Origin of the sequence: Sphingobium fluviale (assembly GCF_004122115.1) — a bacterium.
Lineage (GTDB): Bacteria > Pseudomonadota > Alphaproteobacteria > Sphingomonadales > Sphingomonadaceae > Sphingobium > Sphingobium fluviale.
The window spans coordinates 61,434-76,789 of the sequence record NZ_SBKP01000005.1 but is presented as its reverse complement, the minus strand read 5'-3'; the positions used below and the strand labels follow the sequence as shown (position 1 = coordinate 76,789).

The window sequence follows — 15,356 nt, the reverse complement described above, 5'->3', positions numbered from 1 at the left end:
CACGCGCGGCGCGCCAACAAGCGCGCCTGCCCGGCTACCCCCTCTGTCACGGAACCTGAGAGTTTTGACCGCATGATGCCCGGCTGGACACAGGCGGCTTACCCCTTCGGTGGGGCGGTGATCCGCCCGCTTTCCAGAGTGCCTCGTTCAGGATGCGGTCCTGTGGCCTGAGAGTTTCCGGGGCGGTTGCTCCTTCGGCGGCCTCGCCCGGTTGCCCGGCCTCAGCGCTCTCCCGCATCCTGCCCGCACCGAATCCTCGGCGCGGAGACAGGCAGAGCCTTGGCCTTAACGACGGCGGCTGTCAATCAGTGGTGGAGAGCTTCCCCAATATTACTTCATATTGCCGCTCGGCATAGCGGTCGGTCATGCCCGCAATATAGTCGCCTATGTGGCGGCTGCGCTGGGGTTCATCCTCCGCAGTCCCGCCCTGCCACGCCGCGCCCATCAACGCCGGGTCTGCCTGATACGCCGCAAACAGGCTGGCAACGATCGTTCGCGCCCGCTCTGCCTCGGCAAGTTGCGATTCGTGGAGGTAGAGATTGTCATACATGAAGCGGGAGAGCGCCCTTTCCTGCTCCACCAGTGCTTGGGAAAAGCCGACCAGCCGTCTGCCGCACGCGCGCACATCGGCGACGCTCTCCACACCCGCCTTAGTGATATTCGCCCGGCTCGTCTCGATCACGTCATTGACCATCCGGCCGATCTGGTCGCGGATAAGCTCGCGCATCAGCCGCACCTCCGGCACATCGGGATAGCGCGCCCGCACGGCGTCCCACCCCTCGCGCACCAGAGGCACCGCGCAAATCTGATCGAGGCTCAGCATCCCGGCGCGCAGGCCATCGTCGATATCGTGATTGTCATAGGCGATGTCGTCCGCCACCGCCGCGACCTGCGCCTCAAGGCTCGGCCAGCTGCGCAAATCCAGCGGATAGAGCGCATCCAGCTCCGCCATAGCCCATGTCGGATCGGTGATGGGGCCGTTATGCTTCGCCAGCCCCTCCAGCATGTCCCAGCTCAGATTGAGGCCGGGGAAGCGCGGATAGGGGCTTTCGAGCAGCATCAGCACACGCAGGCAGTGCGCGTTATGATCGAACCCGCCAGCCTGCGCCATTGCTTCCTCCAGCGCATGTTCGCCCGCATGGCCGAAGGGTGGATGGCCGATATCGTGCGCAAGGCACAGCGCCTCGGTCAGGTCCTCGTTCAGTCCCAGCGCGCGCGCAATCGTGCGGCCGATTTGCGCGACCTCAAGGCTGTGGGTGAGGCGCACGCGATAATGATCGCCATCGGGCGCCATGAACACCTGCGTCTTGTGGCGCAGACGGCGAAAGGCGATCGAGTGGATGATCCGGTCCCGGTCGCGCTGGAAAACATCGCGCGGGCCGCGTCGTTCGCCGCCCGGCTCGGCATGGAGCCTCCCCCGGCTGCGCTCCGGCAGACACGCATAGGGCGCGAGGTGCGCAACCATCGGCTCAGTTTCCGCCGAGAGCTTCCAGCTCCTCGCCCGCGTCAGACCGCCAGACGAACGCATCGCTACCCGCCTTCTTCAGGTCTGCCTCCACCGCCTTGGCGCGCTCCAGGCTCTTGAACGGCCCGACGACGAGCCTGTTGGTCGCGCCCCATGCGGCGGAGAAGCCATCCTGCTTGGCGAGCACATCATGCTCTTTCTTCATCCGCTTCAGCGTGAAGGCGAGCGCACTCTTGTTGCGCCCGGTGCCGATCTGCACCCAATAACGCGCCGGATTGGCGGCGAGGCGCTTTTTCTCCGCATCCGCCTTCGCCTTCGCTTCGGCCTCCGCCTTTTTCTTGGCGGCGGCTTCCTGCGCCTTCTTCTTTGCAGCCTTGAGCGAGGCGACGTCAGACAGGTCTACCGCCGCCACTCTGGGCGCTAGCTCCGACTGCGGAATTTCGATCTCGGCCATGATGTCCGCAAGGCTGCGGCTGGATATGCCGGGTGACGGCGCCGGTCGAGCGGGCGGTGGCGGCGGGGCGGAAGCGACTTGTGCCGGCGCTTGTGAAGGAACCGGCGCGGGCGGCCCCTGAACCGCCCGCTGAGCAGGGGCGCTCGCGGGAAGTTGCGCCACCGATGCGCCGCCCTGAGGTGCAGGAGCCGTAGCAGCGGCAGGCTTCGCCGTGGCGGCGGGCGTCGCCGCAGGCGTCACCGGCGCCGGCTTGGCGGCCGTGACGGTTGGCGCGGGCTTGGGCGCAGGAGGCAAAGGCGCGGGGGTGGATACAGGCGCACTTGCGGCAGGCCGCGTCGATGCCACCTGCACATTCACCAGCCCCGGCGGAAAACGCCCCAGATGCACCGCCGCCGCGCGCTGCGCCGGGCTGAGCGCGGTCATCCGTTCCAGATAGGGCTTGATCGCGGTGGCGAGCTGGGCCGGCATCACCTGCCCGGCAATCTTCACCGCCTCCGCCGTCCGCCCGTTCATGGCGAGGATGAAGGCCTTGTCGCGCCACGCCGCACGGTCGCTTTTATACAGCAACGGCTGCAGCGTCTTGTCGGCGAGGTCGACCTGGCCCGAAATTCCATAGGACACCGCCTGCCGCCGGATCACCTTCGCGTCATCGGGGTTGAGGCGCAGCGCGGCGGCATAATCGGCCTGAGCTCCCGCCTGATTGGCGGCAAGATCGCGCGCCAGCCCCCGGTCAGCCAGCAGGCCGAAATCGCTGTATCCAAGATTGCCCGCCAGCTCCATCAGCCTCAGGCCATCGCCGATCTGATCGAGCTGGAGCATCGCCCGCCCCAGCCCGGCCTTCACCCGGCCATTGTCCGCCGTGATATCATCGGCTCGGCCGAAAAACCCTATGGCAGAGCGCGGATCTTCCAGTTCCAGCGATGCCTCTCCCGCCTTGATCAGCGCATCGAAATCACGCGGACTGGCGGCCAGACGCGTCATCGCGGTGGCGAGCGCGGTGCCTGCGTCTGTGGGCTTCAGTTGCAACTGCGACGAAGGCGCGGCCACCATCTGCGCCTGTGCACAGGGCACAAGCGCCATGGCCCAGAGCAGCCCGGCGGCAACCGTGGGCAATGATCGCATATAACTAGACTGCGTCATGGAATATCCCAGCGAGAGCTTGGTGGCGCCGCCCCCCAAAGCGGCAGCTATATTATTGATTACCCTGACGATTGAGGAACTGCGGGAACTTCGTCACCGGCGGGCCGCCATCGTCATCATCATCGTCATCGCTGCTCGATCCACGGCCCAGCCCGCGCGAGAGGCCAGACATACGCTCAAACAACGTGCCGCCTGCGGGCTTGGCCGCCGGGGCGGGGATAGGCGCCGGAGCAGCCTCCTCAACGGTCGCTGTCGGCTGAACACTGGACTCTGCGCCCAGCAGCAGCTCGTCATTCCCTTCAATATCGTCAAACCGCGCAACAGGGGTTGATTGCGACAGTGGCGGAATCGGCATCGGCTCTATGACCTCGGCCTCCACCTCCTCGATGATCTCGGCGCCCGCAAGGTCCATCGCCTCTACTTCGGCGGCGGCGGGCGCTGTCTCTTGCGGCGCATCAAACATGCGGGGTGCGTCAACAGCCTCAGGCGCGGCTGCTGCCACCGGCGCAGCTGCGGACGCAGTGGCCTGCGGGCGGCTGGCAAAGCTGAACGGCTGGGCGGCCGGAGCAGAGCCTTCGCTCTCGATGCCGGTCGCGACGACGGACACGCGGATCTTGCCGTTGAGGCTATCGTTGAACGCCGAACCCCAGATGATGTTGGCGTCCGGGTCCACCAGCTCGCGGATATGGTTCGCCGCTTCGTCGACTTCCATCAGGCGCATGTCCTCGCCGCCGGTGATAGAAACGATGACGCCCTTCGCGCCCTTCATCGATACGCCGTCGAGCAGCGGGTTGGCGATCGCCTTCTCGGCGGCGGCCAGCGCGCGTCCGTCGCCCTCGGCCTCGCCGGTGCCCATCATCGCCTTGCCCATCTCGCCCATCACAGAGCGCACGTCGGCAAAGTCGAGGTTGATGAGGCCGGGCATGACCATCAGGTCGGTGATGCCGCGCACGCCCTGCTGCAGCACCTCGTCCGCCATCAGGAACGCTTCCTTGAAGGTGGTGTTCGGGTTGGCGACCAGGAACAGATTCTGGTTCGGGATGACAATCAGCGTATCGACGTGCTTTTGCAGCTCCTCGATCCCCGCCTCAGCAGAGCGGGCGCGGCGCGTCCCTTCAAACGTGAACGGCTTGGTGACGACGCCGACGGTGAGGATGCCCTTTTCCCGCGCCGTCTTGGCGATGACCGGGGCAGCGCCGGTGCCGGTGCCGCCGCCCATGCCCGCCGCGATGAACACCATGTGCGCCCCTTCCAGCGCCTGCTCGACCGAGGTCATGGTTTCTTCAGCCGCCGCACGGCCGATCTCAGGGCGGGAGCCAGCGCCCAGCCCCTCGGTGATGCGCGGGCCGAGCTGAATACGGCGCTCTGCGGGCGAGGCGTTCAATGCCTGCGCATCCGTATTGGCGACGATGAAATCGACCCCCTCGACTTGCGCCGCGATCATGTTGGCGATGGCGTTGCCCCCTGCCCCACCGACGCCGATCACGCTGATCCGCGGCTTGAGTTCATCCACGAGCGGAGGTCCGATTTCGATGCTCATATTTTTGCTCCCTGGGACATTTCCCAACCCTCAACCTTCAAACCACACCCCCCGCGACGCAGCGGAGCTTTTCGCACCATGCACGAGATGGAGGCGCAATTCACCCCTTTTTTAACCAATTTTTACCTCTTGCCATCCGCTTTGGCCGCCAGGATCAGTAATTCGTCTTCATGGCATGCATAAGCCGTTGCCACAGGCCGCCTTTTGCGCCGCCCGGCCCCTTGCTTCCCCCTGCGCTGCCCGGCCCGCCGATATCGAGCGGCTTGACATGACCATAGAGCGCCAGCCCCACCAAAGTTGCAAACGCTGGCCCGCCATGCGCCTCCGGCAGCGCCACAAGGCCACGCGGGCGGCCTATCCGCACGGTCCGCCCCAGCGCGCCCTGCGCATAATCGGCAATGCCCTTCATTTCCGCGCCGCCGCCGGTCAGCACCACCTGCCGCCCGGCCGGCGCGCCAAAGCCCAGCTCCGTCAGCGCCTCGTTGACGCGGGAGAGGATCTGATCGAGCCGTGCGCATATCACCGACACCAGCGCCGCCCGCGTGATCTTGCCGCCGTCAGACCGCTCTCCCTCCGCGACATTGGGAACGATCTCGATCATCTCCCTGAAATCGCGCGGGTTCTGCATCGCGGAGCCATAAAAGCATTTCACCCGTTCCGCCTGGCTGCGGCGGATGCCGAAGGCGGAAGCAATGTCATCCGTAATGTCAGACGCGCCCATCGGGATGCTGTACATGCCAAGCAATACCCCACCCGCATAGACCGAAACATTCGTGACGCCCGCCCCCATCTCCACCAGCGCGACGCCTAGGTCGCGCTCCTCTTCGCTCAGGCAGGCCATGCCGGTCGCGACCGGAGCAGCGATGATCGCGTTGACATGAAGATAGGCGCCACGCACACAGGCCTCCATGTTCGCGAGCGGGGCGCCATCGGCCATCACCACATGGATATCGACACCAAGCCTGTCCGCGTGCATGCCTTCCGGCTTGCGCACGCCTTCATTGCCATTGATCGTATAGCAGGCAGGCTGGGCGTGCAGCACCACCTTGCCACGGGGGTCGATATTGTCACGTCCCAGCTCAAGCAAAGCCTCTATATCTGCCTGCTCGACCCGATACCCGGCCAGCGCAATTTCGGCTGAGACGACATCGCTCACCTGATTGCCGCCGGAAAAGCCGACCCACACATCTTCGATATTGCTGCCCGCTACGCGTTCGGCCTGTTCCACCGTCTCGCGGATCGCCATTTCGGTGCGTTCCATATCGGCTATAAACCCGCGCCGCACCCCCCGGCTCTCGCGCTGTCCGGTGCCAAGCACCTCCAGCTCGCCCGCGTCATTCACTCCGGCGATCAGCGCGGAAATCTTCCACGATCCGATATCGACCACGGTAATGAGGCTACGCTTGCCCTGTGCGGCCATCCCGATCAGCCCTCGTCCCGGCTGGCCAGCGCCTGCGGCAGTGCGGCTTCGGGCTTTTCAGCCTCCGCCGCCACGGGTTTCTCCGGGGATGCGGCATTATCCGTCGGGACGGCAGGCGCGGGGCGGCCTTCGGGCATCCGCATTACCATCCGCGAAGGATCGCGCAGGTCGAAGCGGATAACCCCACGCCCCAGCAGATGATTGACGCCATCAAGCCGCGCGAAATTGACCAGCGCCGCGGCCGCCTGGCTCTCGCCTTCGGGCAGAGCCAGCGTCTCGCCAGAGGCGAAGCGCAAATCCCAGCGCCGGTTGCCAACCCATGTTGCCCCCGCCAACAGCGATTTGAGCGCAGGCGCCGCCTCCATCAGCTTCGCCAGCCGCTCCGCCTGTCGGTTGGCCGCCTCTCCTACCAGCAAAGGCAGATCGGGCATGGCATCTGCCGAGACAGCCTCCAGCACCGCCCCGCTCTCATCGATCAGCGCCAGCTTGCCCTGATGCTGCCACACGGCGGCGGGCGTGCGCTCGACGATATCAACCACCAGCGTATCGGGCAGGCGGCGGGAGACACGCGCGTCGCTCACCCATGGCAGGCGCACGATCTCGGCGCGCACCGCCGCCAGATCGACATTCACCATCGAGCGGTCGACCTGCCCCAGCGCGATGTCATACACCGATTTGGCGTCCATGCGCTTCGTGCCGTGCACCTCGACCTTCGCCACCTCATAGCCATTATGCGCCGCCACCTCGGCCAGCTCCATCCGCGCCATGCCCGGCAGTCCGAAAAAGCTCCCCACACCCCAGAGCGCAGCCAGCGCCAGCGCCACGATGCCCCATGTCATACCGCGCTGCATCGCTTCGGCGCTGATCGGCAGGCGCGCGACCGAACGGCCAAGCGCGGTCTTGCCCGCAGCCTTCTTCACCTGCCGCGCGGCGCGGGGTGCGTCCTTCACCGACAGCCGGTTGGAAGTGCCGCCCCGGCGGATGCGCTCGCCCTTGGTCATGGAGCCAATGCCTCCTCTATGATCCGTTCGACCAGCTCGGCATAGTCGATGCCCAGCTTCGCCGCCTGTTCGGGAACAAGGCTCAAGGCCGTCATGCCCGGCTGGGTGTTGACCTCCAGCAGATACAGCCCCTCGATCCCCTGTTCGTCATCCCAGCGGAAATCCGAGCGCGATGTGCCCTTGCAACCCAGCAATCGGTGCGCCTTGAGCGCGATATCCTTGCATGCCTGCGCGATATCCGCCGGAATATCGGCAGGGCAGACATGCTCGGTCATGCCATCGGTATATTTGGCGTCGAAATCGTAAAAGCCCGACTTGGGGCATAGCTCCGTCACCAGCAGCGCCTCATCGGCCAGCACAGCGGTGGTCAGCTCCCGCCCACGGATATAAGGTTCGGCCAGCAACTCTTTGAAATGTTTCCACGGCCCTTCGCTGTCCCGGCTGATCGGATTGCCGAAATTGCTCTCCGCCGTCACAATGGCCACCCCTACCGAGCTGCCCTCATTGACGGGCTTCAGCACATAGGGGCGGGGCAGCGGATCGCCCGCATACAGGCTCTCGCTCTCGATGATATGGCCGCCGGGCATGGGAACGCCATGCGGCACCAAAGCCTGCTTGGTGAGCTGCTTGTCGATGGCGATGACGGAAGTGGCAAGGCCTGAGTGCGTATACTTGAGACCCATCAGGTCCATCATGCCCTGCACCGTGCCATCCTCGCCCGGCACGCCATGCAGCGCATTGAACACCACATCGGGCGCGGTTTCAGCCAGCCGCTGCGCGACATCGCAGGCCATGTCGATGCGGGTGACGCGGTGGCCGCGGGATTCAAGCGCCTTCGCCACACCCTCGCCGCTGGAGAGCGAGACAGACCGCTCCGCCGACCAGCCGCCCATCAAAACGGCGACATGCCATGGCCCGCGACTCATGCCTCCCCTCCCGCTTGCGGGAGGGGCCGGGGGTGGGCTTCGGCGGCGACTGGATTGCCGACACGCTGTATTTCCCACTGCAACTCGACGCCGCTTTTCGCCTTCACCCGCCGCCGCACTTCCTCGCCCAGCGCCTCGATGTCCGCCGAGGTCGCGTCGCCGGTGTTGATGAGGAAATTGGTGTGCTTCTCGCTCACCTGTGCGCCGCCTTGTCTGAGCCCCCGGCACCCCGCCTCATCGACAAGCTGCCAAGCCTTGTGGCCGGGCGGGTTCTTGAACGTGGAGCCGCCCGTCTTGCTGCGCAGCGGCTGGCTCGCCTCCCGCTCCGCCGCGATCCGGTCCATCTCCGCCTGGATCGCCGCCGGTTCTCCCGCCTCGCCCCGAAACAGCGCCGAAACGACGATTGCGCCCTCCGGCAGCTCCGAATGACGATAGCTGTAATGCAGCTCGGCATTGCTCAGCTTCACCTGCTCGCCGGAGCGCAGCACCACGTCCGCCTCGACAAGAATGTCCTTCACCTCGCGGCCATAGGCCCCGCCGTTCATGCGCACGAACCCGCCGACCGTGCCGGGAATCGAGCGCAGAAACTCAAGCCCCGCGATGCCCGCATCCCGCGCGGAGGAGGACACCGCAATGCCGCTCGCCCCGCCGCCACAGCGCAGGGTGAGCGGGTCCGCCAGCTCCACCTTGCCGCACGCCTTGCCCAGCCGCACCACCACGCCCGGCACCCCGCCATCGCGCACGATGAGGTTGCTGCCCAGCCCCAGCGCCATCACCGGAATCGCAAGGTCAAGCTGCCCAATAAAAGCCCGCAGATCGGCCACATCCTCCGGCTCGAACAGCCATTGCGCCTGCCCGCCCGATTTGAACCACACCAAGGGCGCCAAGGCCGCATCGGCGGTCAGCCTGCCGCGCACAGTGGGAAGCGTTTGATCTAAAGCGAGTGCAAAACTGTTCATCGGCTCGATGCGCCATATTCAAGATCAACGTCATCCTGAACTTGTTTCAGGATCCATCCATCCCCACAGAACCGGGCAAGAGGCGGCGAAATGGATGCTGAACCGAGTTCAGCATGACGGATGGAATATGGACCGACGAACGTCATGCCGCCTGCGTCTCCAGCTCTTGCGCCACCGCCGCCGCCAGCCCCGCCGCCCATTTGGTGATATCGCCCGCGCCGAGGCAGACGATCATGTCGTCCGCCTGGCAATCGCCCGCGATCACCTGCGCGAGTGCGTCGGCACCCGCCACCTCGCTCGCCGCACGATGCCCTCGCCGCTTCAGACCCGCCACCAGCGCCGCGCTATCCACGCCGTCAATCGGCTGCTCGCCCGCCGCATAGACCGGCGCGGCATAGACAATATCCGCATCGTTGAATGCCTGTTGAAACTCATCCATCAGGTCGCGCAGGCGCGTGAAGCGGTGCGGCTGCACCACGGCGATAACACGGCCCTTCGCCCCTTCGCGCGCGGCGGCCAGCACCGCCTTGATCTCGACCGGGTGGTGGCCGTAGTCATCGATCACGGTCGCCATGCCGCCGCCCGCAACCGCGATCTCGCCCACCTTGGTGAAGCGCCGCTTGACCCCGCCGAACTTGGCAAAGCCGGTGCGGATCGTCTCGTCGGATATCCCCATATGCAGCGCGACGCCGATAGCGGCCATCGCGTTCAGCACATTGTGCCTTCCGGGCATCGGCAGCTCAATCCCCTCGATGCGGCGCACAGAGCCATCGCGCGCGCGCACCTGCACATCAAAGCGGTTGCCGCCTGGCACGGGTTGAACATGCTCACCGCGAATGTCGGCCTGAGCAGAAAAGCCATAGGTCACGATCCGCCGGTCCTGCACGCGCGGCAAAATCGCCTGCACCTCAGGGTGATCGAGGCACAGCATCGCCGCGCCATAGAAGGGCACATTCTCGACAAACTCGACGAACGCGTCCTTCACCCTTTCGAAATCGCCATAATGATCGAGATGTTCGGGGTCGATGTTCGTCACCACCGCGATGGTGCCGTCAAGGCGCAGGAAGCTGCCGTCGCTCTCATCCGCCTCCACCACCATCCACTCAGAAGAGCCGAGCCGCGCGTTGGAGCCATAGGCGTTGATGATGCCGCCGTTGATGACCGTGGGGTCCACCCCGCCCGCATCGAGCAGCGCCGCGATCATGCTGGTCGTCGTCGTCTTGCCATGTGTGCCCGCCACCGCGACGGTGGATTTAAGGCGCATCAGCTCCGCCAGCATCTCGGCGCGGCGGATCACCGGCACGCGCTTTTCCAGAGCCAGCTCCACCTCCGGGTTGCCGCGCTTGATCGCGGTCGAGGTGACGACCACCGCCGCATCGCCCAGATTCTCGGCCTTGTGGCCGATCATCACCTTGATGCCCTTTTTGCGCAGGCCTTCGATCACATAGCCCTCGGCAACGTCAGAGCCCTGCACGCTATAGCCGAGATTGTGCATCACCTCGGCAATGCCGGACATGCCGATGCCGCCGATGCCGATGAAGTGGATCGTGCCGATGTCGGTCGCAACACCCCTCATGCCGCCGCCCCGCCAAGGTTGAGCGCGGAGGGCGAGGCAATGCGGGGTTTCACGGGCAACGGGTCATTCATCAGCGGAGCACTTCCTATCGATTCCAACAGATCGGCCATATCGCGCGCGGCGTCTGGCCGGCCACAATTCCATGCGCGACGTGCAGCATTTTGCAGCGCGCCCGGCTCCATCGCCATCTTCTGCATCTGCTTGGCGAGTTCGACCGGCGTGAAATGCGCCTGCGGGATCGAGCGCGCGCCGCCCGCCTCCACCAGCTCGCGCACATTGGCGGTCTGGTGGTCATCCATTGCACTGGGCAGCGGGATCAGGATCGCGGGCCGCCCGGCGACGGTCAGCTCCGCCAGCGTCGACGCCCCCGCCCGCGCAATCACCAGATGCGCCCAGCTCAGCTTCTCCGGCATGTCCGTGATATAGGTTGCGAGGTCCGCCGGGATTTCCAGCTCGGCATAGGTGGCGCGCACGCGCTCTATATCCTCGGCGCGGCACTGCTGCGTCACCTGCAGGCGCCGCCGCAGCGAGATGGGCAGCATCGACAGCCCCTCAGGCACCACATCAGACAATATGCTCGCGCCCTGGCTGCCGCCGGTGACGAGCAGGCGGAACACGCTCTCGTCCGTCAGCGCGGGGAATTCCTCTCCCCGCAAGCTGAGCACCTCCTCGCGCACCGGATTGCCGACGAGGTGGACCTTGTGGTCGAACTTGTCCTTCAGCCGCTCCACATGCGGATAGGCGGTGGCGATGGCGTTGACCTTGCGGGCGAGCAGGCGGTTGACCCGGCCCAGCACGGCGTTCTGCTCATGCACGACCGTGGGGATGTCTTCCTTGATCGCGGCGAGCAGCGCGGGCAGCGCCGGATATCCGCCAAAGCCGCACACGACCATCGGCTGGAAGTTGTCATACATACGCCGCGCCATGTCGCGCCCGTCGCGGATGCCCTTCAAGCCCCTGATCCACCCCAGCGGCCCGCCCTGCATCCGCCCGGCAGGCAGCACATGCACCGCCGCCTTCTCGAATATGCCGGGGATCTTCGCGCCGCGCTCGTCCGTAACCAGCGCGACATGATGGCCGCGCGCCATCAGCTCTTCCGCCACGGCATGCGCGGGGATCATGTGCCCCCCGGTCCCGCCCGCAGCGAGAACGAAGTGACGGGTAATGCTCATCGGCCACTCCATTTAGATGCGCGGGGCTTGCCCTCCAGATACGGGTTCCGCCGGGTAAAGGCGAGCAACAGCCCCACGCCGATGCTCAGCGCCAGCATAGAGGAGCCGCCATAGCTGATAAAGGGGAGCGTCATGCCCTTTGAAGGAAAAATCTGGGCGTTGACGCCCATGTTGATGATCGCCTGCATGCCGAACTGGATCGTGAGGCCCGCCGCCGCCAGCAGGATGAACAGATTGTCCTCATCCAGCAGCTTCAGCAGCACCCGCATGATGATCGCTAGATAGACCAACGCCACCACGATGCAGGAGATCACGCCAAATTCCTCACCGATCACCGAAAAGATATAGTCCGTGTGCGCTTCGGGCAGGCGGAACTTGGCCTGCCCCAGCCCCGGCCCGACCCCGCCAAAGCCGCCATTGCTGATCGTGCGGTGCGCCAGCTCCACCTGATCCGGCCCGGTATCCTCCATGATGCCCAGCCCAAGAAAGTCGTTGATGCGCTGACGCCCGTTCTCGTAAAACACATAGACCGCGATCAGCCCGCCCAGCCCAACGCCCGCCAGCCCGCCGATCAGCCGCCAGCTCACCCCCGCCAGCAGCAGCAATACGCCCCAGCACACGCAAAAGATCACCGTCTGCCCGAAGTCCGGCTGGCGCATCAGCAGCAGCGCGATCACGCCGGTTATCGCCCCGGTGAGCGGCACCACCGGCAGGCTCGCATCCCGCTCGCGCAGGGACAGCAGCCACGCCATCGTCACCACAAAGGCGGGCTTGAGGAACTCCGACGGCTGAAACCGCATGCCGGGCAGCTCGATCCAGCGTTTCGCGCCATTGATGCTGGTGCCCAGCACCGGAACCAGCACCAGCGTGAGCAGGAAGAGGCTGCACAGCCCGATCGCCAGCCTGCGGGCCTGATCGCGCTGCATCATCGAGATGCCCAGCATCAGCGGCACACCCAGCCCCACCCAAAGGAGCTGCCGATAGAAATAGATCAGCGGATCAACGCTTATCTGGCTGGTCGAGCGGTCTATCGCCGCGACCGGAGACGCCGCCGCCACCGCCACCAGACCGATGGCGATCAGCACGACGATCAGCGAGAGCAGAACACGGTCGATCTCCCAGAACCACACGCCCAATGGCGTGCGCTCGCGCGGCACGGTGCGGCTGCGGAAATCGCGCACCATCTCGCCGGGGCGAGAGAACATGCGGCGCGGGCGCGTCTCACGCATCGGCTGCGGCCTCGCTCTCATCCAGCGCGGCGACGGCGGCGACAAAGGCCTCTCCGCGCGCCTCATAATCACGGAACTGATCGAAACTCGCGCAGGCGGGAGAGAGCAGCACGACATCGCCCGGCTCAGCCACCCGCGCGGCGCGGCGCACCGCGGCGGAGAGCATCTCCGAATCATCCACCGGCATGTGGGGGGAGAGCAGCTCGGCATATTTGTGCCCGGCCTCGCCGATGGTGTAGGCCGCCTTGATGTTGGGGTAATAAGGCACACATTCATCGAGATGATCGGTCTTGGCCAGCCCGCCGACGATCCAGTGGATGCGGGGTTTGCCGTCGATAGGCGGATAAGCACCGAGCGCGGGCGCGGTGGAGGCGGCGTTGGTCGCCTTGCTGTCATTCACCCACAGCACCCCATTGCGCTCCGCCACCCGCTGCATGCGGTGCGGGAGGGCGGCGTATGTTTTCAGCGCTTCGCTGATGACAGTTTCGGAAATTCCCAAGGCACTGCAAGCCAGAATCGCCGAGATGGCATTTTGGGCATTGTGTGGCCCTTGTAAAGCGGGCCAGTCCTTTTGAGTGCTCAGATGGTCGCGGGAAGCAGTCTGCCCGTGTTCGTCAAATGCCCCCCAAAGGTCATACGGGTCGTCGACGTTATCATCGTAATTGCCCCAAATACGAAAATCATGCCTTTCCGTCAGTTGGCGATACAAAGTTTTGCCGAGGTCTGTGTGCCAATTGAGAACCCCGATATGCGGCGGCTTCATCATATCGAACAACCGCAGTTTCGAAGCCATGTATCCCGCAAACCCGTCATACCGATCGAGATGATCCGGCGTGATGTTGAGCAACACGGCCACATCGCAATCGAGGCTGAACGTCAGGTCGATCTGATAGCTCGACAGCTCCAGCACATAGATGCCGCCCGCAGGCAACGGCTCCTGCCCCAAGATGGGAAGCCCGATATTGCCGCCCATCCGCGTCGGGATGCGTGCAGTCTCTATGATATGATGCACCAGCGCCGTGGTAGTCGATTTGCCGTTGGTCCCCGTAATCCCCACCACCCTGTGCGGCGGCAGAGTGGGCCGCGCCAACGCGAACAGCTCGATATCGCCGATCACCGGCACGCCAAAGCTGCGCGCATGCTCGGCAATCGGATGCTTGTTCAATGGCACACCGGGCGAAACGACAACGCCATCATAGCCTGTAAGGTCCACGCTCAGCGGATCGGCAATCTCCGCTTTGCCGGCCACCGTTTCGCGCGCGTCTTCGCGGCTGTCCCACGCCAGCACCCGCGCGCCGCTCGCGACCAGGCACTCGACCGTCGCGAGGCCAGACCTCGCCAGCCCCAGCACCGCATAGTGCTTGCCCGCAAAGACGGAAGAGACGATCCCCACTCGCCCCCCTTATCGCAGCTTCAGCGTGGCGAGGCCCGCCAGCGCCAGCACGAACGAGACGATCCAGAAGCGGATCACCACGGTCGTTTCGGGCCAGCCGAGCTGCTCGAAATGATGATGGATCGGCGCCATCTTGAACACGCGCTTGCCGGTGCGCTTGTAGAAAAACACCTGGATGATGACCGACAACGCCTCCACCACGAACAGCCCGCCGATAATGGCGAGCACGATCTCGTGATGGCTCACCACCGCGATGACGCCGATGGTGCCGCCCAGCGCGAGGCTGCCGGTGTCGCCCATGAACACGGCGGCGGGCGGCGCATTGAACCACAGGAACGCCAGCCCCGCGCCGATCATCGCGCCGGTCAATATCACCAGATCGCCCGCGCCCGGAACATGCGGGATGCCGAGATAGGCGGCGAAATCCGCGCGCCCGGCGAGATAGGTTATCGCCGTAAACGCCATGCAGGCGATGATCACCGGCATCGTTGCCAATCCATCCAGCCCGTCCGTGAGGTTAACCGCATTGCCGAACGATACGATCACGAACGCGGCAAAGACATAATAAAACAGGCCAAGATCGAGCGCAGGACCGTTCCAGAACGGGACATAGAGCGCCGTGCCATTATGCTGCACGATCAGCATCGCCGCAATCCCCGCAATGATGAACTCCGCCAGCAGCCGCAACCGGCCAGACAGCCCCTTGTGGCTGGCCTTCGTCACCTTGTCATAATCGTCGAGAAAGCCGATCGCGCCGAAACCCAGCGTCACGGCGATGCACGCCCAGACATAGGTGGAGCTGAGGTCCATCCACAACAGCACGGACACCATCATCGCCGTGAGGATCATCAGGCCGCCCATCGTCGGCGTGCCCTTTTTGGCGAGGTGGCTCTGCGGCCCGTCATCACGGATCGGCTGGCCCTTGCCCTGCCGCACCCTGAGCCAGCCGATGAAGCGCGGGCCGATGATAAGGCCTAGAAACAGCGCCGTCGCCACCGCCGCGCCCGCGCGAAAGCTCAAATAGCGGATTAGGTTCAAAACACCGGGAAAATCGAGCTGCGCCGCCAGCCAGTAAAGCATC

At 65.0% G+C, this 15,356-nt stretch carries 12 protein-coding genes and 1 riboswitch; all 12 genes read right to left on the bottom strand.

The window, feature by feature from the left end:
* Positions 1 to 145 precede the first annotated feature (145 nt).
* Positions 146 to 245, bottom strand: a riboswitch (glycine riboswitch).
* 56 nt (positions 246 to 301) lie between these two features.
* The gene (locus tag EQG66_RS06915; RefSeq protein ID WP_129403971.1) at positions 302 to 1,465 is read right to left on the bottom strand and encodes a deoxyguanosinetriphosphate triphosphohydrolase; all 1,164 of its coding nucleotides are present in this window, start codon (positions 1,463 to 1,465) and stop codon (positions 302 to 304) included.
* 4 nt (positions 1,466 to 1,469) lie between these two features.
* Entirely contained in the window at positions 1,470 to 3,059 is a 1,590-nt protein-coding gene (locus tag EQG66_RS06910) for an SPOR domain-containing protein (protein ID WP_245987923.1), read from the bottom strand.
* Positions 3,060 to 3,111: 52 nt separating this feature from the next.
* Positions 3,112 to 4,599 (bottom strand): cell division protein FtsZ, encoded by a 1,488-nt coding sequence (ftsZ, locus tag EQG66_RS06905; protein WP_129403860.1) that lies wholly within the window; start codon positions 4,597 to 4,599, stop codon positions 3,112 to 3,114.
* Positions 4,600 to 4,753: 154 nt separating this feature from the next.
* On the bottom strand, positions 4,754 to 6,019 hold the full coding sequence (gene ftsA / locus EQG66_RS06900; protein ID WP_129403859.1) for a cell division protein FtsA: 1,266 nt from the start codon (positions 6,017 to 6,019) through the stop codon (positions 4,754 to 4,756).
* Positions 6,020 to 6,024: 5 nt separating this feature from the next.
* Positions 6,025 to 7,020: a cell division protein FtsQ/DivIB gene (locus EQG66_RS06895; protein ID WP_129403858.1), complete on the bottom strand. Its 996-nt coding sequence runs from the start codon at positions 7,018 to 7,020 to the stop codon at positions 6,025 to 6,027.
* Positions 7,017 to 7,946 carry a D-alanine--D-alanine ligase gene (locus EQG66_RS06890; protein WP_129403857.1) on the bottom strand — a complete coding sequence of 310 codons (930 nt, stop codon included), beginning with the start codon at positions 7,944 to 7,946 and terminating at the stop codon, positions 7,017 to 7,019. The genes EQG66_RS06895 and EQG66_RS06890 overlap by 4 nt, the downstream gene beginning before the upstream one ends.
* Entirely contained in the window at positions 7,943 to 8,905 is a 963-nt protein-coding gene (murB, locus tag EQG66_RS06885) for a UDP-N-acetylmuramate dehydrogenase (protein WP_129403856.1), read from the bottom strand. Before murB ends, EQG66_RS06890 begins: the two co-directional genes overlap by 4 nt.
* Positions 8,906 to 9,047: 142 nt before the next feature.
* Positions 9,048 to 10,481 (bottom strand): UDP-N-acetylmuramate--L-alanine ligase, encoded by a 1,434-nt coding sequence (murC, locus tag EQG66_RS06880; RefSeq protein WP_129403855.1) that lies wholly within the window; start codon positions 10,479 to 10,481, stop codon positions 9,048 to 9,050.
* Entirely contained in the window at positions 10,478 to 11,653 is a 1,176-nt protein-coding gene (murG, locus tag EQG66_RS06875) for an undecaprenyldiphospho-muramoylpentapeptide beta-N-acetylglucosaminyltransferase (RefSeq protein ID WP_129403854.1), read from the bottom strand. Before murG ends, murC begins: the two co-directional genes overlap by 4 nt.
* Positions 11,650 to 12,882 (bottom strand): FtsW/RodA/SpoVE family cell cycle protein, encoded by a 1,233-nt coding sequence (locus tag EQG66_RS06870; protein ID WP_425470227.1) that lies wholly within the window; start codon positions 12,880 to 12,882, stop codon positions 11,650 to 11,652. Before EQG66_RS06870 ends, murG begins: the two co-directional genes overlap by 4 nt.
* Complete coding sequence (gene murD / locus EQG66_RS06865) at positions 12,875 to 14,275, bottom strand: UDP-N-acetylmuramoyl-L-alanine--D-glutamate ligase (protein WP_129403853.1); 1,401 nt, start codon at positions 14,273 to 14,275, stop codon at positions 12,875 to 12,877. The genes EQG66_RS06870 and murD overlap by 8 nt, the downstream gene beginning before the upstream one ends.
* 9 nt (positions 14,276 to 14,284) lie before the next feature.
* The gene (mraY, locus tag EQG66_RS06860; RefSeq protein WP_129403852.1) at positions 14,285 to 15,355 is read right to left on the bottom strand and encodes a phospho-N-acetylmuramoyl-pentapeptide-transferase; all 1,071 of its coding nucleotides are present in this window, start codon (positions 15,353 to 15,355) and stop codon (positions 14,285 to 14,287) included.
* Position 15,356: the final 1 nt, after the last annotated feature.

Excerpts from the sequence above, each read along its gene's own strand:
- EQG66_RS06915 (WP_129403971.1), bottom strand. The coding sequence starts at position 1,465 with ATGGTTGCGCACCTCGCGCCCTATGCGTGTCTGCCGGAGCGCAGCCGG.
- EQG66_RS06910 (WP_245987923.1), bottom strand. The coding sequence starts at position 3,059 with ATGACGCAGTCTAGTTATATGCGATCATTGCCCACGGTTGCCGCCGGG.
- ftsZ (WP_129403860.1), bottom strand. The coding sequence starts at position 4,599 with ATGAGCATCGAAATCGGACCTCCGCTCGTGGATGAACTCAAGCCGCGG.
- ftsA (WP_129403859.1), bottom strand. The coding sequence starts at position 6,019 with ATGGCCGCACAGGGCAAGCGTAGCCTCATTACCGTGGTCGATATCGGA.
- EQG66_RS06895 (WP_129403858.1), bottom strand. The coding sequence starts at position 7,020 with ATGACCAAGGGCGAGCGCATCCGCCGGGGCGGCACTTCCAACCGGCTG.
- EQG66_RS06890 (WP_129403857.1), bottom strand. The coding sequence starts at position 7,946 with ATGAGTCGCGGGCCATGGCATGTCGCCGTTTTGATGGGCGGCTGGTCG.
- murB (WP_129403856.1), bottom strand. The coding sequence starts at position 8,905 with ATGAACAGTTTTGCACTCGCTTTAGATCAAACGCTTCCCACTGTGCGC.
- murC (WP_129403855.1), bottom strand. The coding sequence starts at position 10,481 with ATGAGGGGTGTTGCGACCGACATCGGCACGATCCACTTCATCGGCATC.
- murG (WP_129403854.1), bottom strand. The coding sequence starts at position 11,653 with ATGAGCATTACCCGTCACTTCGTTCTCGCTGCGGGCGGGACCGGGGGG.
- EQG66_RS06870 (WP_425470227.1), bottom strand. The coding sequence starts at position 12,882 with ATGCGTGAGACGCGCCCGCGCCGCATGTTCTCTCGCCCCGGCGAGATG.
- mraY (WP_129403852.1), bottom strand. The coding sequence starts at position 15,355 with ATGCTTTACTGGCTGGCGGCGCAGCTCGATTTTCCCGGTGTTTTGAAC.